Below are 21,874 nucleotides of genomic sequence, written 5' to 3' on the forward strand. Positions count from 1 at the left end.
AAGCAGTTCATTGGTCGGCGCAGACGGGCTCGCCGTCCGCGCGCACGAGCCCGGCACGCGACGCGATGCGCCACAGGCCGCGCTCGGTCGCATGCGCGGCAACGCGCGCATGCGCATGGCCGAATACCTCGAGCGCGTCGACGTAGCGCGCGCACAAGCCGTCGTCGCCGACCAGCAAGAGCGGCTGGTCCGCGAGCGCGATGCCGCGCTCCGCGAGCATCGCGTCGAGCGCATTGAGTTCATGGCCGATCAGCAGGCCCGACAGGTAGTCGCCCTGCGCATCGGGCGCGAGCCGGTCGGTCAGCCCCAGCGTGCGCGTGCTGAAAATCGTCGCGAGCAGCCCGGTGCGCTGCGCGCCGCGCGCGACCGACACGCCGCGCACGAATGCGTCGCGGTCGGGCGAGGCGCCCGCGCGCATCGTGCGGCCGAGGATCGTGTGATCGCGCAGCACGGCAAACAGCTCGCCCGTCATGAAGGTCTGGAAGCGTTCGATCAACCCGTGCTTCACCCACGCCCATTTCGCATGCGTGCCCGGCAAGCCGATCAGTACCCCTGAACGATCGGCGCCAAGCGTGGGATCGCTCGCGAGTGCGCCGACGATCTGCGTTTCTTCGCCGCGCATCACGTCGGGCAGTTCGCCCGTCGCGATCACGCCCGGCACGATCGAGACCGTCGCGCCGCGCGACGTCGTCACCGTGATGAGGCCCGCGACGAGCGCGTCGGCGCCGGCCGGCACCGCGACGTACGGCGCCTCGCGCCAGCCCTGCGCGCTGCCCACCATCCCGGCGGCAAGCACCGGCAGGCCGGGCGTGCGGTCGAGCCAGTCGCCGCACGCTTCCTCGAAGACGGCGTCGAACGCGCGCGCACCGCCGCCCGGCACATGCATCACGCCCGCCGCGCGGCTGCGCGTGTCGAGCAGCGCGCCGCGCGCGTCGTACAGGTAGGCGCGCAGCGACGTCGTGCCCCAGTCGAGCGCGATCAGCGACGGAAAGGCGGTGCTGGCGTCCGGAGCGGGCCGGGTCGAAGTGGTCATCGTTTGATCCTGCGGGTACCCTGCGGCGGGCTCCAGCCCAGTTCCGCGGAAATGGCTCGCGCTTCGCGCTGCACGAGCGGAATCAGTTCGTCCATCCGGTCGTGCGGCATGTACGGAATGGTGCTGGCGACCGACACGGCCGCGACGATCGCGCCCGACGCGTCGCGGATCGGTGCGGCCACGCAGCGGATCGACGCCTCGTTCTCCTCGAGGTCGAACGTATAGCCGCCGGCCGCGTAGTGGGCCATGCGCTGCAGGAACGCGCTCGTCTCGGGCCGGTTGTCGGGCTTGAAATTGACGCCGGCCAGCGCGCGTCGCGCGGCCTCGAACAGCGAACGCCACAGGTCCGGATCGAGGTCGAGCATCATTGCCTTGCCGATGCCGGTCGACGCGAGCGGCATCCGGTGGCCGACGCGCGAGCGCATCTCGAGGCCGCGCGTGCCGGGAATCTTGTCGATGTACAGCACGTCGTCGCCGTCGCGCACGCCGAGGTGGATCGTGTCGAGCGTCGCTTCCGCGAGCGCTTCGAGATGCGGCCGCGCCACAGCGGTGAGCGGCATCTGCTCGAGCGCGATCGTGCCGAGCTCGATCAGCTTCGGGCCGAGCAGGTAGCCGCCCTGCACCTGGCGCAGGTAGCGCGCCTGCACGAGGCTGCTGACGAGACGGTGCGTCGTGCTGCGCGTCGTCCCGAGCGCCGCGCCGATCGCACGCATGTCGCGCGCGCCGTTCGCGATCGCCTCGAGGATCGCGAGGCCGCGCAGCAGCGTCTGCGTGCCGGCCTGCTGCGCGGCGAGATCGAGCGGCGTGCTGGTCGCGCCGATGCTGTCGGTCAGCGAGACATCGGCCGGCGTCGCGCGCCGGGCGTCGAGGGCAAGGGAATCGGGCATCTTGGTCATGGAACGGGCTTCTTCAACGGAATCGGTGAAGCCGCACGCGCGGCGCCGGAACGAGGTCCCGTGCTGCGGCGTGGCGGCGGTCGATGCACCGAGTAAAGCGCCCGGCGAACTTCATGGAAGGTGTCTCCGTGTGCGACGGGCGCCGCGCGATGCGTGGGTCCGAAGCTGTCGATGTGCTTCGGATTGTAGGAGCGCACGCACTCGGCTCCAATATTTGAATGCGTTGTCCAGATAATGAGAATCCGGCGGAAACCGGCCGCGGGTGCGAGGCAACGGCCGCGCCATGAACACGGGGGCGGAACCCGCCGTGTCGCGGGTTCCGCCCCCGTTGGTTCACGATCCGCCGCGCTTACTGCTGGCTGCTCGTGCTGCGTGCCTGCATGTAGCGCTGCACGTCGGCGAACGACACGCGGCCGTTGCCGCCCGCATCGATCTGCCGGAAGTGATTCGCGACATAGCCGAGGCCGGCCGCGCGCGCCTGCGACTCGGTGATCGAGCCCGTGTTCTGCGTGTCGGCCGCGCTGAACTGGCTCGCGAGCTTGCGCACCACCTGCGCATGCAGCGCGGCGCCGGTCGTCTGCGTGCCGGCGGTCGCGCGGCGCGCGGCCGGCGGCACGTACGGATCGCCGAGCTGCGCCTGGCGCGCACGCGCCGGTGCGGCGGCATCGCTCGCCTGCGCGAACGCGGATACGGATGCTGCGGCGCCGACCCATGCGAGCGCCGCGGCAACGACGATGAAACGGTTCTTCATATCAGGCTCCAGTCTGGAATGAGGTCGTCGACGGCCGGCGGACGGCGCCATCGCGGGCGCCCGACGCCGGCCCGGCGCTGCATCAGTGCGCGGCCGCGTTGTAGAAGGTCACGAGGTCGGCTTTCTCCTGCGGACGCGACGTATCGTCGAGATAGACCATGTGTCCGCCCTGATAGTCCTTGATCGTCAGGTTCGGCTGCGTCCCGAGCCGCGCGAGGTCGAGCTCGGTCTGGTAGAACGGCGTCGCGATGTCGTGATACCCGTTCAACGACAGCACCTTCAGCTGCGGGTTCAGCGTCAGCGCCGCGGCGAGGTCGGGAATCGTGTCGGGCATCGCGAGCCCGTCGTGCGTCCAGTCCCACGTGTTGATCGCGTTGCTGCTCACCGAGTAGGCCGACTGCGCGGTGTACTTCAGTTCGTTCGGCAGGTAGCGGCCGATCGTGTCGGTGAACGGCTTCGTGATGAACGAGCTCGACGGATCGCCGTCCGCCGCGAGCGGGCTCGACACGGGCACGTTCACGCGCGCGTCGTAGCGCCCGATCAGCGTGCCCGGGACCAGCGACAGCTGGAAGCTGTTGTCGAAGAAGGTCGGGATCACGTTGAAGTCCGCATTCCACAGCGACTGCTTCACGCCGGTCGCATTCACCATCGTCGTCACGAGGTTCGGCGGCGGCGGCGTATGGCTCGCGAGGTACGCGTTCACGGCGGGCGCGTAGCTGCCGGCCGTCAGCAGGCGCATCTGGTCCGCGTACTGCGGCAGGTTCGACGGGTTCGGATTGTCGAGCTGATAGTACGCGCCGACGGCCCCGTACGACGGCACGAAGCCCGCGCAACTCACCGGGCTCGACCCGTTGTTCGAGTTGCCGACGTAGTCGCTCGCCATGTCGCAGTTCGTGTTGTAGTTCAGGATCGACGACTGCAGCACGATGCCGTCGAGCTTCACGCCGGCCGTCTCGAGCAGGTTCGCGAGCACGTCGGTGCGCGGCGTGCCGTACGATTCGCCGAACAGGTATTTCGGCGAACCGGTGCGCTGGTTCACGGTCAGGTAGCGCGTGACGAAATCGCGGAATGCGCCGCCGTCCTGGTCGACGCCCCAGAACGTCTGGTTCGTGTTCGGCGCGATCGCTTCGGAAAAGCCGGTGCCGATCGCATCGACGAACACGAGGTCGGTCGTGTCGAGCAGGCTTTCCTGGTTGTCGACGAACGGGAACGTCGACGTATTCGCGTTCGGGTCGCCCGTCTGGATCCGGCGCGGGCCGAACGAACCGAGGTGCAGCCACACCGATGCCGAGCCCGGGCCGCCGTTGTACAGGAACGTGACGGGCCGCTTCGCCGCGGGCTGGTTGTCGGCCGTGTAGGCGACGTAGAAGAACGAGGCTTCGGGCGCGCCGGTCTGCGGATTGCGCGCGACGAGGTGGCCGGCCGTGGCCGTGTAGCGGATCGTCTTGCCGTTCAGCGTGATCTGGTGATGCGTGACGGCGGCCTTTTCAACCGCGGCGGAAGGGTCGAGCGACGCGTTCGCACTCGACGAATAACTGTTCGGATCGTTGTACGCCCGGTCCGCCTGAGCGGCGGGATCGGCTGAATTGGCGGCGCTCGCAGCGGCGGACGATGTGACGTCGTCGTTGCAGGCCGTCAGGATCAGCGAAGAAAACACTACCCCCAACAACAGCTTCGCTTTGCTCGCTGGCATCGTTGCTTTCCTTCTCGGATGTTTTTTGTGTCGAGCAGCCGGATAAGCCGCCCCCCGCCTCGCTTGCGGCCGATGAGCCGAGGCGCTGGCCAATATACGCGAGCCCGTCAGCTTTGAAAAATTTTGAAATATTTGGCCGGCCGACGGTGCGGCGCACACCTTTCAGGAATGCTTCGAATCGCGAAACGTTGCATTTCACGTGGCTTTCATCGGCTTTCGCGTTTACCCGCAGCGACTAAAAAAGGGCGAAATTCGTGCCATGCAGGCAAACAAAAACGCACGGTCGCCCGCATTGCTCAGGAAAGCGAAATAGACGAATTCGTCTAACGGATGTGGCCCGACATGCGCGCGACACGAATGCGCTGCGGCGCAGCAATGGCGCACGGGCGACGGAACGGACAATGCGACGGCGCGCTCGCGCCGCTCACTCCGATTGCGGCAGTTCGGCCGTCCCCATCCGGCGCGCGATGACCGCCGCGCGCTGTGCCTGGTAGGCCGAGCCGCGATGCGCGTCGAACCAGCGCGGCTTCGGCAACATCACCGCGAGACGCGCCGACTGCCATGCACCGAGCCGGCTCGCGGGAACCTTGTAGTAATAGCGTGCGGCCGCCTCGGCGCCGTACACGCCGCGGCCCCATTCGACGGAATTCAGGTAGATCTCGAAGATGCGCTCCTTGTCGAGCACCGCTTCGAGCATCCATGTGATGATGAGCTCCTGCCCCTTGCGGATGTAGCTCTTCTCGCGCGACAGGAACAGGTTGCGCGCGAGTTGCTGCGTGATCGTCGAGCCGCCCGCGACGATCCTGCCGCGCGCCTTGTTCTTCTCCCACGCCTGCAGGATCGCGTCGACGTCGTAGCCGTTGTTGGTCGCGAAGGTCGCGTCCTCGGACGCGATCAGCGCGCGCTTCAGGTTGCGCGAGATCTGGTCGTACGGCACCCACTGGTGCTGGATCTGCGCGGGCGGCGTCGCGCGCGACAGCCACCACGCGTCGGTGCGCATGAACGCGGTCGAGCCCGGGTTCACGAACGACCACAACGCGATCTGCGCAAGATAGAACAGCTGCGTCGCGAGCCACGCGAGCGCGAACACCGATCCCGCATAGGCGATCCAGCGAGCGAGGCTCACCGATCGCGTGCGCTGCGTGCTGCTCACCGCCACCACGTGCCGCGCTCCGGTCAGCTCGCCGCGAGCGCCTGGCGCAGCGCGGCCAGTACCGGTGCGCCGTCCGGCCGCACGCCGCGCCAGATGAAGAACGATTCGGCCGCCTGTTCGACGAGCATCCCGAGCCCGTCGGCCGTGCGCGCGCCGAGCGACGCCGCGTGCTGCATGAACACGGTCGGCTGCGCGCCGTACATCATGTCGTATGCGAGCGTGCCCGCGCCGAACGCGGCCGCGTCGCATTCCGGCAACGCGGCGTCGAGGCTGCCGGCCGTCGCATTGATCACCACGTCGTACGGCTCCGCGCGCACGACGTCGGGGCCGCCGCCCGCGAGCGTGCAGCCCGCATCGTGCGCGGCCTGCATGAACTGGCCGACGAGTGCCTCGGCCTTGCTCGCGGTGCGGTTCACGATCGTGATCGACAGCGGCGCGCGGTCGAGCAGCGGCAGCACGACGCCGCGCGCCGCACCGCCCGCGCCGAGCAGCAGGATGCGCGCGCCCGCGAGCGACACGCCGAGATTCGCTTCGATGTCGCGCACGAGGCCGACGCCATCGGTGTTGTCGCCGTGAATACGGCCGTCGGCATCGATGCGCAGCGTGTTCACCGCCCCCGCCGCCGCCGCGCGCGGCGACAGCGAGTCGGCCAGCGCATGCGCCTCGAGCTTGAACGGCACCGTCACGTTCGCGCCGCGGCCGCCTTCGGCGACGAAGGCGCGCACGGCGGCTTCAAAGCCGTCGACCGGCGCAAGCCGGTGCGCATACTCGATCGGCTCGCCCGTCTGCGCGGCGAACTGCGCGTGGATGAACGGCGACTTGCTGTGCGCCACCGGGTTGCCGAACACGACATAGCGGTCGGCACCGCTCGTCGACACCGCCGCGGTCATGATGCGCGCCCTTCTTCGCCGTCGTTGCCGTTCGCGGCTTCGCCGCCCGCCTCCGATGCCGCGCCGTCCGCTTCGGCCAGCGCTTCGGCTTCGGTTTCCGCAGACGCGTCTTCCGCGTCGACCAGCGTGTCGTCGCCGCCTTCGGCGTCATCCTCTTCGTCGGCCGCGTCGCCGCTCGTCACGGTCGGCGCGTCGAGCACGTTCAACAGGCGCACCGACGCCTCGATCGTCAGCTCGTCGAGCGACATCACGTCGAGCAGCACGCGCGTGCCGCGCGCATGCACGCCGAGCCCCGGCACATGCAGCAGCAGCGGAATGTCCTCCAGGCGCACGAGATCACCCTTCACGACGCTCGCGACCACCTGCTTCTTCTGCTCCTGCGCGAGCCAGCGCAAGCACCAGAAGTACTCCATGCGGCGCTGGTAATCGGCATAGGCCGTATAGGTATCGTCGAAACCCTGCACGACCGCGTACAGGTCGGCGTCCTTCGGCTTGAACGGCGCGGCGAGCTTCGCGGTGACGCCATGCTGCACGCACGCGAGCAGCTGCCACTGGTTCACGAGGTCGACGTAGCGACGCAGCGGCGACGTGCTCCATGCGTACTGGGCCACGCCGAGGCCTTCGTGCGGCGCGGCCGTCGTCTGCATCCGCGTGCGCTTCGGGCCCGGCGCGCCGAAGCCGCGCTGCGAGCGATAGATGCCCGGCACCGTGTGGTCGTGCAGGAACGCGCCCCAGGTCGAGTTCGCGAGGATCGCGAGCTCCGACACGATCAGGTCGAGCGGCGACCCGCGGCGACGCGGCGTGATCGACACGTGCTCGCCTTCGACGTAGAAGTTGTAGTCGGTGTTGCGCTGCACCTCGCGCTTCAGGCCGTAGCCCGCGCGGGCGACCTGGCGCTTCTCGAACAGCGCCTGCGCGAGCGGCCACAGCACGGCGATGTCGTCCTTGTGCGGATAGTCGCCGGTGCCGGCCGCGAGCGTCTCTTCGGTGACGAGCTCGTCGAGCGTGTTGTGGCGCAGGTTGTTCTTCACGAACACGAGCTCGGCGCGCGTCTCGTTCGCGACGATCTCCTGCGTTTCGCGGTTGACGATGATGTACAGCGACAGCGCCGGACGGTAATCGCCCTCCTTCAGCGTGAACACGTCGACGACGTCGTCCGGCAGCATCGTGATCTTGTCGCCCGGCATGTAGACGGTCGACAGGCGCGTGCGCGCGATCGCATCGACCGCGTCGCCGCGCACGATGCCGAGCGCCGGCGCCGCGATGTGCACGCCGATCCGCACGCGGCCGTCGGACAGGTGCTCGACCGAGAACGCATCGTCGATCTCGGTCGTCGTGATGTCGTCGATCGAAAATGCCTCGACGTTCGCGCGCGGCAGGTCGTCCGGCAGCGGGCCGACCGCGACGGGCGGAAAGCCCGTGCCGTGCGGGAAGAATTCCGCGAGGAAGCGCGCCTCGTGCAGCGCACGCGGCGACGCGATGCCGCCGCAGTCGAGCATCAGCCGCGCCGGCGACACGCCGCGCGCGCCGGCCGCCGCTTCCATCGCCTTGTATTCGATCGCGTTCTTGTCCGGCCGCGTCAGCAGCCCGAGCACCTTGCCCGCGAACGCGTCCGGCAGCTTGCCGGCCTTCAGTTCCTCTTCGTACTGCGCCTGGACCAGCGCCTGCTGGCGCTTGCGCTCGAGCGACGCGAGCGCCATCTTGAGCTGCTCTTCCGGCGCGCGCTGATACTGGCCGCGCCCCTTGCGGCGGAAGTAGACGGGCGAGCCATGCAGCCGCAGCACCAGCGCCGCGCGCTCGACCGGGCCGTAGGCCGCGCCGAAGTACTCGGCGGCCAGCGCCGTATACGCAAACTCGTCGGCCGGCGCGCATTCCCACAGGAAATCCAGGTCGATCTGCTGCGCGGCCGTGTCGGCCTCCTGCATCAGCTCGCTCGCGGCCGGCTTCTCGAATTCGATCAGCACGTCTTTCGCGCGGACCTTCGCGCGCCGCCCGCCGGGCAACTCGACCTGAAATGCATCGCCCTGGCGCGACAGCACGCTGCCCGCCTTGAAACTGCCCGATTCCTCGAAGAAAACGTTCACTCAGTACTCTCGTTCAGACTGCCCGGCGCCGCGTCGGCGGCACCGCATGATGATGGGAATTCGATCGGCACAGGGCCGGTTTATGACGTCTTTCCGTCGCAAAATGCGAGAACGTCGTCGACATAGTCGGCAAATTCGCTGATCCCGTGATCGCTGCCTTCGATCACGCGCGTTTTCGCACCCGGGTAATGCGCCAGCATCTCGCGATAGTCGAGCACTTCGTCGCCGGTCGCCGCGAACAGATAGTAGCGTTCGGCGCGCGTGATTGCCGGCACGCGCAGCGCGTCGAGCTCATGCAGGTGACGGCGCTCGACGACGATCGTGCCGCCGCCGTGCCACAGCGGCTGTTCGCCCAGGTGCTGCTCGAGATCGCGTTGCGGCACGATGGCCGGATTCAGCAGCACGGCCTTCCAGCCGTGCTTTTCCGCCAGCCACGTCGCGTAATAGCCGCCGAGCGAGCTGCCGATGACGGTCACGTCGCGCGCGCCCGCCACTTCCGCTTCGGCCACCGCGATCGCCTCGAGCGGCGACACCGACAGCGACGGGCACCGCCACTCGCCGGTACGGCCGAGTTCGGCCATGCGCGCGGCGAGCAGCCGCGATTTCTGCGATTCCGGCGACGACCGGAAGCCGTGCAGATACAGGATCACGTGCGGCTCCCGAGCGCATCGAGCAGCTTCTGGTGCACGCCGCCGAAGCCGCCGTTGCTCATCACGAGCACGTGGTCGCCCGGGCGCGCGGCCTCGACGACGGCCTTCACCAGCAAGTGGAGATCGTCGAACGCGCGTGCCTTGTCGCCCAGCGGCGCCAGCGACTCGCCGAGATTCCAGCCGAGCGCGTCGCGCCCCGTCGGGGCGCCGTAGCCGAACACGAGATCGGCATCGGCGAGGCTGGCCGGCAATTGCGACTTCATCACGCCGAGCTTCATCGTGTTCGAGCGCGGCTCGAGCACGGCGAGGATGCGGGCATTCTGGCGACCGATGCGCGCACGAAGGCCGGCGATCGTGGTTTCGATCGCGGTCGGATGGTGCGCGAAATCGTCGTAGACGGTCACGCCGTCGATGCTGCCGCGCACTTCCATCCGGCGCTTCACGTTGCGGAACGACGCGAGCGACGCCGCCGCCTGCGCGGGCGGCACGCCGACGTGGCGCGCGGCGGCGATCGCCGCGAGCGCGTTCATCCGGTTGTGGTCGCCCTGCACCTGCCACGCGACTTCGCCGACGCGCTCGGCCTGCGAGTGCACCGCGAAGCGCTCGTCGACCGGCACGCCGTCCTCGGCCGGCAGCGCCTGCCAGCCGCCGTCGACGCCGAAGCGCTCGACCTCGCTCCAGCAGCCGCGCGCCAGCACGCGTTCGAGCGCGTCCGAGCGGCCGTTCGTGACGATCCGGCCGACGCCCGGCACGGTGCGCACGAGATGGTGGAATTGCGTCTCGATCGCGGCGAGATCCGGGAAGATGTCGGCGTGATCGAATTCAAGGTTGTTCAGCACCGCGGTGCGCGGCCGGTAGTGGACGAACTTCGAACGCTTGTCGAAGAACGCCGTGTCGTACTCGTCGGCCTCGATCACGAAGAAGCTCGAGTCGGTGAGCCGTGCCGACACGCCGAAATTCAGCGGCACGCCGCCGATCAGGAAACCGGGGTTCAGGCCCGCGTCCTCCAGCAGCCACGCGAGCATCGACGACGTGGTCGTCTTGCCGTGCGTGCCCGCGACCGCGAGCACCCACTTGCCGGCGAGCACGTGCTCGCCGAGCCACTGCGGGCCCGACACGTACGGCAGGCCGCGATCGAGGATCGCCTCCATCAGCGGATTACCGCGCGTGACGACGTTGCCGATCACGAACAGGTCCGGTTTCAGGTCGATCTGTTCGGCGCCGTAGCCTTCGATCAGCGTGATGCCCTGTGCCTCGAGCTGGGTGCTCATCGGCGGATAGACGCCCGCGTCGCAACCCGTCACCGTGTGGCCCGCTTCGCGCGCGAGTACGGCGAGACCGCCCATGAAGGTGCCGCAGATGCCAAGAATATGGATGTGCATAGAGATGAATGCTTTCGCGCCGCCGGGCGCCGTCGATTCGGAAAGGATGCATGTGCGGCGCGCCGGACGGACCGCGCGACCGGCGCCGACCCACGACTTTTGCCGCGACACAAAGATGGCTATTGTAACTGACGGCCTGCGCTGCCCGGCGGCCCGAACGATGCGGGCGAACCCCGGCCGGGCGTCGGGCGGCGGCCCGCCGTACCCGTGCTCGGGCCCGTCGGCGATCGAGTATGATTGCCGGATCATGTCTCGCAAATCCCTTCTCGACCCGCGGCGCGTCCGCGAGGAAATCGCCCAATCCGCCGCCCGCCTGATCGCGGAGGACGGCCTGGACTATGCCGGCGCGAAGCGCAAGGCCGCGCGCCAGTTGCTGGGCGATTCGCGCGTTGCCGGCGAATGGCTGCCGGATAACGACCAGATCGAGGAAGAACTGCGCGAATACCTCGCGCTGTTCCAGAGCGATACCCAGCCGGACGAACTGCGCCGCCTGCGCGAGATCGCGCTCGACTGGATGCGCCGGCTCGCCGAGTTCCATCCCTATGTGACGGGCGCCGTGCTGAACGGCACCGCGAACGCCCATTCGGATGTCCATTTGCAGGCATTCACCGACAACCCGAAGGACGTCGCCATCTACCTGCTGAACCAGAACGTCCAGTACGACGTCTCCGAGACGCGGCACTTCGCGGGCCGCGCCGACGTCGAGACGCTCAGTTTCCTGTGGCGCCCGCGGCGCGACATGGACGCGATCGGCATCCATCTCGCGCTCTATGCGAGCGACGACCTGCGCGGCGCGGTCAAGGCCGACGCGCGCGGCCGCGTCGCCCGCGCCGATGCCGCCGCGCTGCGCGCGCTCGTCGAGGCGGGCAAGACCCCTTCCGAACCGGAATGATTCAACGATGATGATGAAACGCATGTTGGCGCTCGCGGTGGTCGCGGCCGCCGCCGTCGCCGGCGGACTGACCGCCGGCCATTGGTTCCGCGGCAGTGCCGACGACGGCGTCGCCGTCGCCGCGCCCGCCGCGCAGGGCAACCCGGTCGACCAGCTGTGGGCGTCGTCGCTGACGGGCACCGACGGCAAGCCGGCCTCGCTGGCCGCTTTCAAGGGCCAGAAGGTCGTCGTCAATTTCTGGGCATCGTGGTGCGGCCCGTGCGTCGAGGAAATGCCCGAGCTCGTCGCACTGTCGCACCAGTACAAGCAGAAAGGCATCCGTTTCATCGGGATCGGCGTCGATTCCGAGCAGAACGTGAAGAATTTCCTGCGGAAGGTGAAGGTCGACTATCCGGTCTTCGTCAGCGGTTACGCAGGCGCCGATCTGGCCCGTAATTTTGGAAATACCGCCGGCGCGTTGCCGTTTACGGTCGTGATCGACGAAACCGGCAAGATTCGCGAGACAAAATTGGGACAAATCCAGCCGGCCGAGCTGAAAAAGACGCTCGACGCGCTGTAACCGGCCCGAACGGCGGCCCGCACGTTGGCGGCGATTTGCCTGTCGATCGCCGCAATTTCGCGTGAATTCGCCGATACTTTGCCTCCATGCCGGTAATTCTTGCAGGTCCGTCGCGCCCGGCCGTTCGGCAAAACTAGACAAATTTCTCTAAATAGCGCTAAAGTTCGCGCAATTCCGCAGAAATAGAAGCGACCATGACACGATTGCTGGTGCTGCACGGCCCCAACCTGAACCTTCTCGGCACCCGGGAACCGGAGGTGTACGGCCGCGTCACGCTCGCTCAGATCGATCAGGCGCTTGCCGCGCGCGCCCGGGAAGCCGGCGCCGAGCTGTCGTCGTTCCAGAGCAACCATGAAGGTGCGCTGGTCGACCGCATCCAGGCCGCGCGGGAGGAACAGACCGATTTCATCCTGATCAATCCGGCCGCGTACACGCACACGAGCGTTGCGATCCGGGACGCGATCGCCGGCGTTGGCATCCCGTTCGTCGAGGTTCACTTGTCGAACGTGCATCGCCGCGAAGCGTTCAGGCACCACTCCTACTTTTCCGACCTGGCCGAAGGCGTGATCTGCGGGCTCGGCTGGAAAGGTTATCTGTACGCGCTCGAGTACGCGCTGGACAAGCTGCAAGGCACGTCGCGCGGCTGATTTCGCGATCTAGATTCAGCGCCGGCCCCTAACCGGCGCTTTCACGTATTGAAAGGGGAATTCCCGATGGATCTTCGTAAGCTGAAAACTCTGATCGACCTCGTTTCCGAATCCGGCATCTCCGAGCTGGAAGTGACGGAAGGCGAAGGCAAGGTGCGCATCGTCAAGAACGCACCGCCGGTCTACGTGCAGCCGACGGCTGGGTATGCCCCGCAAGTCAGCGCGCCCGCTCCGTCGGCCGCGCTGCCGACCGAAGGCGCCGCCGCGCCGGCCGCGGGCGCTCCCGCCGCACCGGCCGCACCGCAAGGCCACGTCGTGACGTCGCCGATGGTCGGCACGTTCTATCGCGCGCCGTCGCCGGGCGCGGACCCGTTCGTCCAGGTCGGCGACACGGTCAAGGAAGGCCAGACCATCTGCATCATCGAAGCGATGAAGCTGCTCAACGAGATCGAGTCGGACAAGGCCGGCGTGATCAAGGAAATCCTCGTCGAGAACGGCCAGGCCGTCGAATACGGCCAGCCGCTTTTCGTGATCGGCTAAGCCCGCCGCGCGGCCGTCCCGGCCGCGCGCCGCCGAGATGCTCGCCTGGCGCCGTTCGCGCGCCCCTCGAAGAGACGAATACTCGCTATGTTTGAAAAAATCCTCATTGCCAACCGCGGTGAAATCGCGCTGCGCATCCAGCGCGCGTGCCGCGAGCTCGGCGTCAAGACGGTGGTCGTCTACTCGGAAGCCGACAAGGAAGCCAAGTACGTGCGCCTCGCGGACGAAGCCGTCTGCATCGGCCCGGCTCCGTCGAACCTGAGCTACCTGAACATGCCGGCGCTGATCAGCGCCGCGGAAGTCACCGATGCCGAGGCGATCCACCCCGGCTACGGCTTCCTGTCGGAAAACGCCGATTTCGCGGAGCGCGTCGAGCAGTCGGGCTTCACGTTCATCGGCCCGCGCCCGGAAACGATCCGGATGATGGGCGACAAGGTCACCGCGAAGCAGACGATGATCAAGACCGGCGTGCCGTGCGTGCCGGGCTCGGAAGGCGCGTTGCCGGACGATCCGAAGGAGATCGTCAAGATTGCGCGCGCGATCGGCTATCCGGTCATCATCAAGGCGGCCGGCGGCGGCGGCGGGCGCGGGATGCGCGTCGTGCACACCGAGGCTGCGCTCGTCAACGCGGTCAACATGACCCGCGAGGAAGCCGGCCGTGCGTTCGGCAACCCGCAGGTGTACATGGAGAAGTTCCTCGAGAACCCGCGTCACATCGAGATCCAGGTGCTGTCGGACGCGTACAAGAACGCGATCTGGCTGGGCGAGCGCGACTGCTCGATGCAGCGCCGCCACCAGAAGGTGATCGAGGAAGCGCCGGCGCCCGGCATTCCGCGCCGCCTGATCGACCGCATCGGCGACCGCTGCGCGGACGCCTGCAAGAAGATGGGCTACCTCGGTGCGGGCACGTTCGAATTCCTGTACGAAAACGGCGAGTTCTACTTCATCGAGATGAACACGCGCGTGCAGGTCGAGCATCCGGTATCGGAGCTGATCACGGGCGTCGACATCGTGCAGGAACAGATCCGCATCGCGGCCGGCGAGAAGCTCGCGCTGCGCCAGCGCGACATCCAGTTCCGCGGACATGCGATCGAATGCCGGATCAACGCCGAGGATCCGTTCAAGTTCACGCCGTCGCCGGGCCGGATCACGTCGTGGCATACGCCGGGCGGCCCCGGCGTGCGCGTCGACTCGCATGCCTACAATGGCTATTTCGTGCCGCCGAACTATGATTCGATGATCGGCAAGCTGATCACCTACGGCGCGACGCGCGAGCAGGCGATCCGCCGCATGCGCATCGCGCTGTCGGAAATGGTCGTCGAAGGCATCCAGACCAACATCCCGCTGCACCGCGAGCTGATGATCGACTCGAAGTTCGTCGAAGGCGGCACCAGCATCCACTATCTCGAAAACCGGCTCGCGCAGAAGCAGCAGGTCGCACCGGAAGAAGCGTAAGCATGAGCTATCGCGAACTCGTCGTCGAACTGGCCCGTGAGCATGCGGAGGCGCTGTCCGACGCGCTGCTCGACCTCGGCGCGCTGTCGGTGTCCGTCGAGGACGCCGACGCCGACACGCCCGACGAACAGCCGCTCTTCGGCGAGCCGGGCCTCGTGCCCGACCGCACCGCGTGGCAGCACTCGCGCGTGGTCGCGCTGCTGTCGGCCGACCATGAGCCGGCCGTGCTGCTCGCCGCGGCCGCGAACGAGATCGGCATCGCCGAAACGCCGAAGTTCGTCGTCCGCGAAGTCGAGGAACAGGACTGGGTGCGGCTCACGCAATCGCAGTTCGAGCCGATCCCGATCGGCGAGCGGATCTGGGTCGTGCCGTCGTGGCACGACGCGCCCGATCCCGATGCGCTCGTCCTCGAGCTCGATCCGGGCCTCGCATTCGGCACCGGCAGCCACCCCACTACCCGTCTGTGCATGGAGTGGCTCGAACAGTCGGTGAAGCCCGGCCAGTCGGTGCTCGACTACGGCTGCGGCTCGGGCATTCTCGCGATCCTCGCGAAGAAATGCGGGGCGAACCCCGTCATCGGCATCGACATCGATCCGCAAGCCGTCGAATCGGCGCGGCAGAACAGCGAGCGCAACCGTGCGGAAGTCACGTACGGGTTGCCCGACGCATGCCCGGACGGCGAGTTCGACATCGTCGTCGCGAACATCCTGTCGAACCCGCTGAAGCTGATGGCGTCGATGCTCGCATCGAAGGTCAAACCGGGCGGGCGCATCGCGCTGTCGGGCGTGCTCGCGCGCCAGGCGGACGAAGTCGCGGCCGTCTACGCGCGCTACGTCGACATCTCGGTCTGGCGTGAACACGAAGGTTGGGTATGCCTCGCCGGAACCCGGCGGGAAAGCCATTAGAATAGCGCTGTCCTTCACTCTGGCCAGCAGGCCGCCCGGCTCGACATGCTTCTTGCGACGCGCTGCCCTCATTGCGAAACCGTCTTCCGGCTGCAGCAGGAACAGCTCTCGCTGCATGACGGGCTCGTGCGCTGCGGCCATTGCCACGAAGTCTTCAACGCGTCCGAATCGCTCGTTCCCGCGCACGCGCCGCAGCCCGAACCGGCCCTGACCGACGCGGCTGCGGCGCCGGACCACGGCGACGCGCATCATCAGGCCCCGCCCGCACGGCTGTTCACCGCCGACGCGCCGGCCGCGTCGCCGTCCCACACCGATTACAAGCCGGAAGGCTGGGACATGTGGGCGCCGTGGCTCGACGCCGGCGTCGATCCGTCGCTGCAGCACAGCGTCGAGACCGTCCGCGTCGAGCCGCTGGTGCCGCTCGCGCTCCCGGCCGCGGAAGCCGGCGTCGTTCATCTGTCGGGCACGCCCGTGCCGTTCCCGTCCCCGACCGAACTCGACGCCGCTTCGACTGGCGTCGAGCAACCGGCCGAACCGCATTCGCAGCCGACGGAACACGACACCGCTGCCTCGCCCGCGCCGATCGAGCGCGACCCGCGCGAGCCGCGCTTCGTCGCCCACCTCCCGTCGGAGCCGCAAGCCACGCCCGATGCCGCCGAACCCGCCGGCCACGCGCACTTCGCCGTGCCGGACGACGAACGCGCACCGCGCGAGCCGCGTTTTGCGTTCACGCCGGCGCCGGCCGTCACCGAACCCGAACCCGCAACCGGATCCGGATCCGACGCGTTCCCCCGTCATGATCAGGCCGCGCCCGCGGCGGCAGCCGAGCCGGCGGCACCGTTCCCGGCCGCACTGTCCGACGACGACCGTCCGCACTTCGCCGTCACGCGCGAGACGCGCGCGCCGCAGCCGCGCGGGATGCTCGGCGGTTTCTTCGGCGGCCTCGTCGCGGCGGTGCTGGCCGTGCTGCTCGTCACGCAGCTCGCGTGGTGGCAACGTGAAACGCTGATGATCGACTGGCCCGTCACGCAGGGCTGGTTCCGGCAGGCTTGCGCGCCGCTCGGCTGCACGGTCGCGCCCCCGCGCGCGATCGACGGCCTGCGGCTCGACGCGACCGACCTGCGCCAGCTCGACGGGCCGCGCGAACTCGAATTGAAGGTACCGCTGACGAACCGCTACCGCGTCGCGCTCGCGTACCCGTCGCTCGAACTCACGCTGCTCGACGACGCCAATCGCGTCACCGTGCGCCGCGTGCTCGCACCGCGCGACTACGTGCGTCCGGGCACGCCGATCGACGCCGGGCTGCCGCCCGGCACCACGCAGACGATGGTCGTCCGCCTCGAAACGAACGGCACGCCCGCCTCGAATTTCCGCGTCCAGATCTTCTATCCGTGACGCACCGCGGCGCGCGCATGCGCGCCCGTCTCAACCCGCGCGCCTCAAGCGGCGCGCTATTTCGGAGCACGAACATGAGCAAAGTTACGCTGGGTGGCAACCCGATCGATCTCGCCGGCACGTTCCCGGCCGTCGGCGCCCAAGCCGCCGATTTCAAGCTGGTCGGCAAGGACCTCGCCGACCTGTCGCTCGCCAGCTTCGCCGGCAAGCGCAAAGTGCTGAACATCGTGCCGAGCCTCGACACGCCGACCTGCGCGACGTCGACCCGCAAGTTCAACGAAGCCGCGTCGTCGCTCGACAACACGGTCGTGGTCGTCGTGTCCGCCGACCTGCCGTTCGCCGCCACGCGCTTCTGCACGACCGAGGGTCTCGCCAACGTCGTGACGGCCTCGACGTTCCGCACCGGCCGCGCGTTCGCGAACGCGTACGGCGTCGACGTGACGAGCGGCCCGCTGAACGGCCTGACCGCCCGTGCCGTCGTCGTGCTCGACGCGCAGGACAAGGTGATCCACGCGGAACTCGTCGGCGAAATCAAGGACGAGCCGAACTACGATGCAGCGCTCGCCGCACTGAAGTAAGCTTTCTACCGCTTTCCCCTGCCGCGCCGCGCCCTTCGCGCGGCGTTGTCGCGCAGGGTCCCTCATTTCTACAGGAACGCACACCTTGGCTACGCTGATTTGCGGCTCGATCGCCTACGACTCCATCATGACCTTCGAAGGGCGGTTCCGCGAGCACATCCTGCCCGACCAGGTGCACCTCATCAACCTGAGCTTCCTCGTGCCGACGATGCGCCGCGAATTCGGCGGCTGCGCGGGCAACATCGCGTATGCGCTGCACCTGCTGGGCGGCGATGCGCGCATGATGGGGACGATGGGCGCGCTCGACGCGCAGCCGTATCTCGACCGGCTCGACCAGCTCGGCCTGCGCCGCGACCACGTTCGCGTGCTGCCCGATACGTATACGGCGCAGGCGATGATCACGACCGATCTCGACAACAACCAGATCGCCGCGTTCCACCCGGGCGCGATGATGCAGTCGCACCTGAACCATGCGGGCGACGCGCCGGACATCCAGCTCGCGATCGTCGGCCCGGACGGCTTCGACGGGATGGTGCAGCACGTGGAAGAACTGGCCAAGGCCGGTGTGCCGTTCGTGTTCGACCCGGGCCAGGGTCTGCCGCTGTTCGACGGTGCGACGCTGCGCCGCAGCATTGAACTTGCGACCTATGTGGCGGTCAACGACTACGAGGCCAAGCTGGTGAGCGACAAGACGGGATGGTCCGAAGATGAAATCGCCAGCCGGGTCGATGCCCTCGTCATTACGCGTGGCGAGCACGGCGCGACCATCCGCCACAAGCAGGGCACGGAGCAGATTCCTGTCGTACCGGCCGAGCGCATCGCCGATCCGACCGGCTGCGGCGACGCCTTCCGGGGCGGCCTGCTGTACGGCATCGAGCATGGCCTCGACTGGGCGACCACGGGGCGCCTCGCCAGCCTGATGGGCTCGCTCAAGATCGCCCACCAGGGGCCCCAGAGTTACGTACTGACGCGCGCGGAAATCGACGCACGCTTCGAGACTGCATTCGGTTACAGTCTCAAATGAATATTGTGGGAGAGCAAAGATGTTGACGAACAAAACCCTCACGCTCGCGGCCATGCTGACGGCCACGCTGACGCTCGCCGGCTGCTTCACGGCACCCGGTTCCGCCGATGTCTATAGCGTCGGCCAGGCGCAGCGCGAACAGACGGTCCGCATGGGCACGGTCGAAAGCGTCCGCGCGGTACGCATCCAGTCCGACGGCGGCGGCAGCGCGATCGGCACGCTCGGCGGCGGCGCACTCGGCGCGGTCGCAGGCAGCGCGATCGGCGGCGGCAAGGGCTCGATCCTGACGGCGATCGCGGGCGGCCTCGTCGGCGCGGTCGCGGGTAACGCCGTGGGCGAAAACCTCAGCACGGCGAACGGTGTCGAAATCACCGTGCGCCTCGACAACGGCGATCTGCGCTCGATCACGCAGGCGGCCAGCGGCGAAGCGTTCCGTGCAGGCGAGCGCGTACGACTGCTGTCGAGCGGCGGCGTCACGCGCGTCACGCACTAACCGGTATCCTCAGCACGCGGCGCAAGCCGCGGTCGAACGCATGTGCGACGCTGCACATGCGTTTTTTTTCGTCCGTACTCACCGCAGCCGACACCTCGGCGAGTACGGACGAAAAAAATCCCGCCACCTGAGCCAGATGGCGGGACTGATTGAGTAGCGCTACTCAACCCGCGGACACCACGTGAGTGTCCGGGTGGTGCTGGTCAGCCGCGATTACGGACGGCTGCCGGTCGGGAACGGCCACGCCGCTGCCGGGTTGAGCGCGGTCTTCACGCCCGATGCCGGCGCAACCGATGCGGTCGACGCGGTCGTTGCCGGCGCAGCCTTCTTCACGACGGCCTTCTTCGGTGCAGCAGCCTTCTTCGCCGGCGCAGCAGCCGCCTTCGCAGGGGCAGCCTTCTTGGCAGGCGCAGCCTTCTTCGCGGCAGCCTTCTTCGCAGGCGCAGCCTTCTTCGCGGCAGCCTTCTTCGCCGGTGCCGCCTTCTTCGCAGCAGCCTTCTTAGCCGGTGCTGCCTTCTTCGCAGCAACCTTCTTCACGGCGACCTTCTTCGCTGCAACTTTCTTCGCAGCAGCCTTCTTCGCCGGTGCCGCCTTCTTCGCAGCAACCTTCTTCACGGCGACTTTCTTCGCTGCGACCTTCTTGGCTGCAACCTTCTTCGTTGCGACCTTCTTGGCTGCGACCTTCTTCGCTGCGGCCTTCTTCGCCGGTGCTGCCTTCTTCGCAGCAACCTTCTTCACGGCGACTTTCTTCGCTGCGACCTTCTTCACTGCAGCGGCCTTCTTCGCCGGAGCAGCAGCCTTCTTCGCAACGGTCTTCTTGGCAGCAACCTTCTTAGCAGCCGGTTTCTTCTTGGCAGTAGCCATGTTGTTCTCCTTCAGGTTCAGATGAGAGTCAGTTCAAACTACACCCTTCGTCAAAACCCGCTTCCCGCGGACGCTGTTCAAGACGTGCGCTTCGAAGCGGGCTATTCATCGGCGTACGCAGGTACCGCGCGCTTACGCTAATGAATACGGTATGGCGCGCGTGACCACTCGGCCTCGCGCGCCAAATCAAGTCGGTAGCCGGCGCACCGCGCGCCGCTACCCCTAATCGCTTGATCAAGCGGACCGCCACACGGCCGTCCGCTTTATCCGGAGGGAAGTTTGCCCATCCCACTGAAGGGTTCGCAAAGTGCCTGTCGTATCGTTGGGCCGTTAAGGCACCGGGCATGCTTTGCATCAGGCGTTCTTGCTCCTAAACCTTGGGCCGGGGCCGAGAGGCCGCCGGCTGCTCACATCATGTGACGGGTTCGCTGCTGCGGGTTATTCCCAGGACAGCGCGCCCCCCGTCTGATACTCGATCACACGCGTCTCGAAGAAGTTGCGTTCCTTCTTCAGGTCGATCATCTCGCTCATCCACGGGAACGGGTTTTCCTCGTTCGGGTACAGCGGATCGAGGCCGATCTGCTGGCAACGGCGGTTGCTGATGAAACGCAGGTAGCTCTTGAACATCGACGCGTTCAAACCCAGCACGCCGCGCGGCATCGTGTCTTCGGCGTAGCGGTATTCGAGTTCGACAGCCTGCTTGAACAGCTCGCGGATCTCGGCGCGGAATTCCGCGGTCCAGAGATGCGGATTCTCGAGCTTGATCTGGTTGATCAGGTCGATGCCGAAGTTGCAGTGCATCGACTCGTCGCGCAGGATGTACTGATATTGCTCTGCAGCACCCGTCATCTTGTTCTGGCGGCCGAGTGCGAGGATCTGCGTGAACCCGACATAGAAGAACAGGCCTTCCATGATGCAGGCGAACACGATCAGCGACTTCAGCAGCTTCTGATCCGCTTCGAGCGTGCCGGTCTTGAAGGCCGGGTCCGTCAGCGTGTGGATGAACGGGATCAGGAATTCGTCCTTCGCGCGGATCGACGTGACCTCGTGGTACGCGTTGAAGATCTCGCCTTCGTCGAGACCGAGCGATTCGACAATGTATTGGTACGCGTGCGTGTGGATCGCTTCCTCGAACGCCTGGCGCAGCAGGAACTGCCGGCACTCGGGCGCCGTGATGTGGCGGTACGTGCCGAGCACGATGTTGTTCGCCGCGAGCGAATCGGCCGTCACGAAGAAGCCGAGGTTGCGCTTCACGATGCGGCGCTCGTCCTCGGTCAGACCGTTCGGGTCCTTCCACAGAGCGATGTCGCGGGACATGTTGATTTCCTGCGGCATCCAGTGGTTCGCGCAACCGGCCAGATACTTTTCCCACGCCCACTTGTACTTGAACGGCACCAGCTGATTCACGTCAGTCTGGCCGTTGATGATGCGCTTGTCGGCGACATTGACCCGCGCTTCCGTACCGCCGGCGGGAACAGCCGATGCTTGCGGCGGCACCGCAAGATCGCCTTCGAAAATGTCACGGACCTGATGGGCGGCAGGCGCAGCGGCCTGCATTCCGACAGCCATCCCGGCGGAGGTGCGCAACGCGTTTTGCTGCGCTCCGCTCGCGGGGGTTACGGCAGTCTTCTCGTCATCCCAGTTGAGCATAAATTCTCACCATCAATTTAGAACGGTTTGTACCATCTTTTCCTGAGCGATAAAAGGGTTCGCTCACGAAAAATCCTTTTTTCGATTCGCGTTGCGACCTCGATACAACACTTTGAGCAACGCATCGTCGTTCATGCAGCGCGCGAAGTGAGTTGCGCATGTATCGCGAGGTGCGCCCGACGCATCGAACGCCGATCGAAACGCGACGCCGTCGGGGATGTTTCGATCGCTTGTCACTGCCTGCAACGCAGGTGGCGCGTTACAGATTCCTTATCATTTTTTTAGTTGAGAGCGGCGCACACTTCAACCTCGATCGGTCGTCGTGTGCGCCGCCTTTGCC

At 67.1% G+C, this 21,874-nt stretch carries 22 protein-coding genes; 10 read left to right on the forward strand and 12 right to left on the reverse strand.

What is annotated here, in order from left to right; genetic code table 11:
- Window positions 1-7 precede the first annotated feature (7 nt).
- From HWX00_RS19030 to mpl, 9 genes are all read right to left on the reverse strand, one after another.
- Window positions 8-1,033: a 2-dehydro-3-deoxygalactonokinase gene (locus tag HWX00_RS19030; RefSeq protein WP_124609731.1), complete on the reverse strand. Its 1,026-nt coding sequence runs from the start codon at window positions 1,031-1,033 to the stop codon at window positions 8-10.
- Entirely contained in the window at window positions 1,030-1,929 is a 900-nt protein-coding gene (locus tag HWX00_RS19035; RefSeq protein WP_034186397.1) for an IclR family transcriptional regulator, read from the reverse strand. The genes HWX00_RS19030 and HWX00_RS19035 overlap by 4 nt, the downstream gene beginning before the upstream one ends.
- A gap of 349 nt (window positions 1,930-2,278) precedes the next feature.
- Window positions 2,279-2,680, reverse strand: a complete 402-nt coding sequence (locus HWX00_RS19040; RefSeq protein ID WP_034186396.1) for an EF-hand domain-containing protein — start codon at window positions 2,678-2,680, stop codon at window positions 2,279-2,281.
- Between the two features lie 82 nt (window positions 2,681-2,762).
- Window positions 2,763-4,373 carry a S10 family peptidase gene (locus tag HWX00_RS19045; protein WP_059558049.1) on the reverse strand — a complete coding sequence of 537 codons (1,611 nt, stop codon included), beginning with the start codon at window positions 4,371-4,373 and terminating at the stop codon, window positions 2,763-2,765.
- 424 nt (window positions 4,374-4,797) lie between these two features.
- On the reverse strand, window positions 4,798-5,535 hold the full coding sequence (gene mtgA, locus HWX00_RS19050) for a monofunctional biosynthetic peptidoglycan transglycosylase (RefSeq protein ID WP_034186394.1): 738 nt from the start codon (window positions 5,533-5,535) through the stop codon (window positions 4,798-4,800).
- A 14-nt stretch (window positions 5,536-5,549) separates the two neighbouring features.
- A complete protein-coding gene (gene aroE, locus HWX00_RS19055; protein WP_034186393.1) occupies window positions 5,550-6,416 on the reverse strand; it encodes a shikimate dehydrogenase in 867 nt (288 codons plus the stop codon).
- Complete coding sequence (locus tag HWX00_RS19060) at window positions 6,413-8,500, reverse strand: ribonuclease catalytic domain-containing protein (protein WP_034186392.1); 2,088 nt, start codon at window positions 8,498-8,500, stop codon at window positions 6,413-6,415. Before HWX00_RS19060 ends, aroE begins: the two co-directional genes overlap by 4 nt.
- A gap of 80 nt (window positions 8,501-8,580) precedes the next feature.
- Window positions 8,581-9,150, reverse strand: a complete 570-nt coding sequence (locus tag HWX00_RS19065; RefSeq protein ID WP_034186391.1) for a YqiA/YcfP family alpha/beta fold hydrolase — start codon at window positions 9,148-9,150, stop codon at window positions 8,581-8,583.
- On the reverse strand, window positions 9,147-10,532 hold the full coding sequence (gene mpl, locus HWX00_RS19070) for a UDP-N-acetylmuramate:L-alanyl-gamma-D-glutamyl-meso-diaminopimelate ligase (RefSeq protein ID WP_175027943.1): 1,386 nt from the start codon (window positions 10,530-10,532) through the stop codon (window positions 9,147-9,149). Before mpl ends, HWX00_RS19065 begins: the two co-directional genes overlap by 4 nt.
- A gap of 247 nt (window positions 10,533-10,779) precedes the next feature.
- Between mpl and HWX00_RS19075 the strand changes: the two genes are divergently transcribed.
- The 10 genes from HWX00_RS19075 (at window position 10,780) to HWX00_RS19120 (ending at window position 19,020) form a co-directional block, all read left to right on the forward strand.
- Window positions 10,780-11,424, forward strand: coding sequence for a UDP-N-acetylmuramate--alanine ligase (locus tag HWX00_RS19075; RefSeq protein WP_175027960.1), 645 nt, complete (start codon window positions 10,780-10,782; stop codon window positions 11,422-11,424).
- A gap of 7 nt (window positions 11,425-11,431) precedes the next feature.
- On the forward strand, window positions 11,432-11,983 hold the full coding sequence (locus HWX00_RS19080) for a TlpA family protein disulfide reductase (RefSeq protein WP_175027944.1): 552 nt from the start codon (window positions 11,432-11,434) through the stop codon (window positions 11,981-11,983).
- Between the two features lie 194 nt (window positions 11,984-12,177).
- On the forward strand, window positions 12,178-12,630 hold the full coding sequence (aroQ, locus tag HWX00_RS19085; protein ID WP_175027945.1) for a type II 3-dehydroquinate dehydratase: 453 nt from the start codon (window positions 12,178-12,180) through the stop codon (window positions 12,628-12,630).
- Window positions 12,631-12,696: 66 nt separating this feature from the next.
- Window positions 12,697-13,170, forward strand: a complete 474-nt coding sequence (accB, locus tag HWX00_RS19090; RefSeq protein WP_034186388.1) for an acetyl-CoA carboxylase biotin carboxyl carrier protein — start codon at window positions 12,697-12,699, stop codon at window positions 13,168-13,170.
- Window positions 13,171-13,257: 87 nt separating this feature from the next.
- A complete protein-coding gene (gene accC, locus HWX00_RS19095; protein WP_034186387.1) occupies window positions 13,258-14,625 on the forward strand; it encodes an acetyl-CoA carboxylase biotin carboxylase subunit in 1,368 nt (455 codons plus the stop codon).
- Window positions 14,626-14,627: 2 nt separating this feature from the next.
- Window positions 14,628-15,530: a 50S ribosomal protein L11 methyltransferase gene (gene prmA / locus HWX00_RS19100; RefSeq protein ID WP_034186386.1), complete on the forward strand. Its 903-nt coding sequence runs from the start codon at window positions 14,628-14,630 to the stop codon at window positions 15,528-15,530.
- Between the two features lie 45 nt (window positions 15,531-15,575).
- Entirely contained in the window at window positions 15,576-16,925 is a 1,350-nt protein-coding gene (locus HWX00_RS19105; protein WP_175027946.1) for a zinc-ribbon and DUF3426 domain-containing protein, read from the forward strand.
- Between the two features lie 74 nt (window positions 16,926-16,999).
- Window positions 17,000-17,503 carry a thiol peroxidase gene (gene tpx, locus HWX00_RS19110; protein ID WP_034182673.1) on the forward strand — a complete coding sequence of 168 codons (504 nt, stop codon included), beginning with the start codon at window positions 17,000-17,002 and terminating at the stop codon, window positions 17,501-17,503.
- Between the two features lie 85 nt (window positions 17,504-17,588).
- Window positions 17,589-18,527 carry a carbohydrate kinase family protein gene (locus HWX00_RS19115; RefSeq protein ID WP_034186384.1) on the forward strand — a complete coding sequence of 313 codons (939 nt, stop codon included), beginning with the start codon at window positions 17,589-17,591 and terminating at the stop codon, window positions 18,525-18,527.
- A gap of 19 nt (window positions 18,528-18,546) precedes the next feature.
- The gene (locus HWX00_RS19120; protein ID WP_034186383.1) at window positions 18,547-19,020 is read left to right on the forward strand and encodes an outer membrane lipoprotein; all 474 of its coding nucleotides are present in this window, start codon (window positions 18,547-18,549) and stop codon (window positions 19,018-19,020) included.
- Window positions 19,021-19,233: 213 nt separating this feature from the next.
- Here HWX00_RS19120 and HWX00_RS19125 read toward each other — a convergent pair whose 3' ends face one another.
- The 3 genes from HWX00_RS19125 to HWX00_RS19135 form a co-directional block, all read right to left on the reverse strand.
- Entirely contained in the window at window positions 19,234-19,884 is a 651-nt protein-coding gene (locus tag HWX00_RS19125) for a histone H1-like DNA-binding protein (RefSeq protein ID WP_034186382.1), read from the reverse strand.
- Window positions 19,885-19,912: 28 nt separating this feature from the next.
- Window positions 19,913-20,239: a hypothetical protein gene (locus HWX00_RS19130; RefSeq protein WP_175027947.1), complete on the reverse strand. Its 327-nt coding sequence runs from the start codon at window positions 20,237-20,239 to the stop codon at window positions 19,913-19,915.
- A gap of 83 nt (window positions 20,240-20,322) precedes the next feature.
- A complete protein-coding gene (locus HWX00_RS19135; RefSeq protein WP_034186381.1) occupies window positions 20,323-21,534 on the reverse strand; it encodes a ribonucleotide-diphosphate reductase subunit beta in 1,212 nt (403 codons plus the stop codon).
- Between the last annotated feature and the right edge of the window lie 340 nt (window positions 21,535-21,874).

The sequence above is a fragment of the Burkholderia seminalis DSM 23518 genome (assembly GCF_902832885.1).
GTDB lineage: Bacteria > Pseudomonadota > Gammaproteobacteria > Burkholderiales > Burkholderiaceae > Burkholderia > Burkholderia seminalis.

What these genes read in the sequence shown, in the direction of transcription:
- HWX00_RS19030 (WP_124609731.1), bottom strand. Translation starts at nt 1,033, where the DNA reads ATGACCACTTCGACCCGGCCCGCTCCGGACGCCAGCACCGCCTTTCCG.
- HWX00_RS19035 (WP_034186397.1), bottom strand. Translation starts at nt 1,929, where the DNA reads ATGACCAAGATGCCCGATTCCCTTGCCCTCGACGCCCGGCGCGCGACG.
- HWX00_RS19040 (WP_034186396.1), bottom strand. Translation starts at nt 2,680, where the DNA reads ATGAAGAACCGTTTCATCGTCGTTGCCGCGGCGCTCGCATGGGTCGGC.
- HWX00_RS19045 (WP_059558049.1), bottom strand. Translation starts at nt 4,373, where the DNA reads ATGCCAGCGAGCAAAGCGAAGCTGTTGTTGGGGGTAGTGTTTTCTTCG.
- aroE (WP_034186393.1), bottom strand. Translation starts at nt 6,416, where the DNA reads ATGACCGCGGCGGTGTCGACGAGCGGTGCCGACCGCTATGTCGTGTTC.
- mpl (WP_175027943.1), bottom strand. Translation starts at nt 10,532, where the DNA reads ATGCACATCCATATTCTTGGCATCTGCGGCACCTTCATGGGCGGTCTC.
- HWX00_RS19075 (WP_175027960.1), top strand. Translation starts at nt 10,780, where the DNA reads ATGTCTCGCAAATCCCTTCTCGACCCGCGGCGCGTCCGCGAGGAAATC.
- HWX00_RS19080 (WP_175027944.1), top strand. Translation starts at nt 11,432, where the DNA reads ATGATGATGAAACGCATGTTGGCGCTCGCGGTGGTCGCGGCCGCCGCC.
- aroQ (WP_175027945.1), top strand. Translation starts at nt 12,178, where the DNA reads ATGACACGATTGCTGGTGCTGCACGGCCCCAACCTGAACCTTCTCGGC.
- accB (WP_034186388.1), top strand. Translation starts at nt 12,697, where the DNA reads ATGGATCTTCGTAAGCTGAAAACTCTGATCGACCTCGTTTCCGAATCC.
- accC (WP_034186387.1), top strand. Translation starts at nt 13,258, where the DNA reads ATGTTTGAAAAAATCCTCATTGCCAACCGCGGTGAAATCGCGCTGCGC.
- prmA (WP_034186386.1), top strand. Translation starts at nt 14,628, where the DNA reads ATGAGCTATCGCGAACTCGTCGTCGAACTGGCCCGTGAGCATGCGGAG.
- HWX00_RS19105 (WP_175027946.1), top strand. Translation starts at nt 15,576, where the DNA reads ATGCTTCTTGCGACGCGCTGCCCTCATTGCGAAACCGTCTTCCGGCTG.
- tpx (WP_034182673.1), top strand. Translation starts at nt 17,000, where the DNA reads ATGAGCAAAGTTACGCTGGGTGGCAACCCGATCGATCTCGCCGGCACG.
- HWX00_RS19120 (WP_034186383.1), top strand. Translation starts at nt 18,547, where the DNA reads ATGTTGACGAACAAAACCCTCACGCTCGCGGCCATGCTGACGGCCACG.
- HWX00_RS19125 (WP_034186382.1), bottom strand. Translation starts at nt 19,884, where the DNA reads ATGGCTACTGCCAAGAAGAAACCGGCTGCTAAGAAGGTTGCTGCCAAG.
- HWX00_RS19130 (WP_175027947.1), bottom strand. Translation starts at nt 20,239, where the DNA reads ATGCAAAGCATGCCCGGTGCCTTAACGGCCCAACGATACGACAGGCAC.
- HWX00_RS19135 (WP_034186381.1), bottom strand. Translation starts at nt 21,534, where the DNA reads ATGCTCAACTGGGATGACGAGAAGACTGCCGTAACCCCCGCGAGCGGA.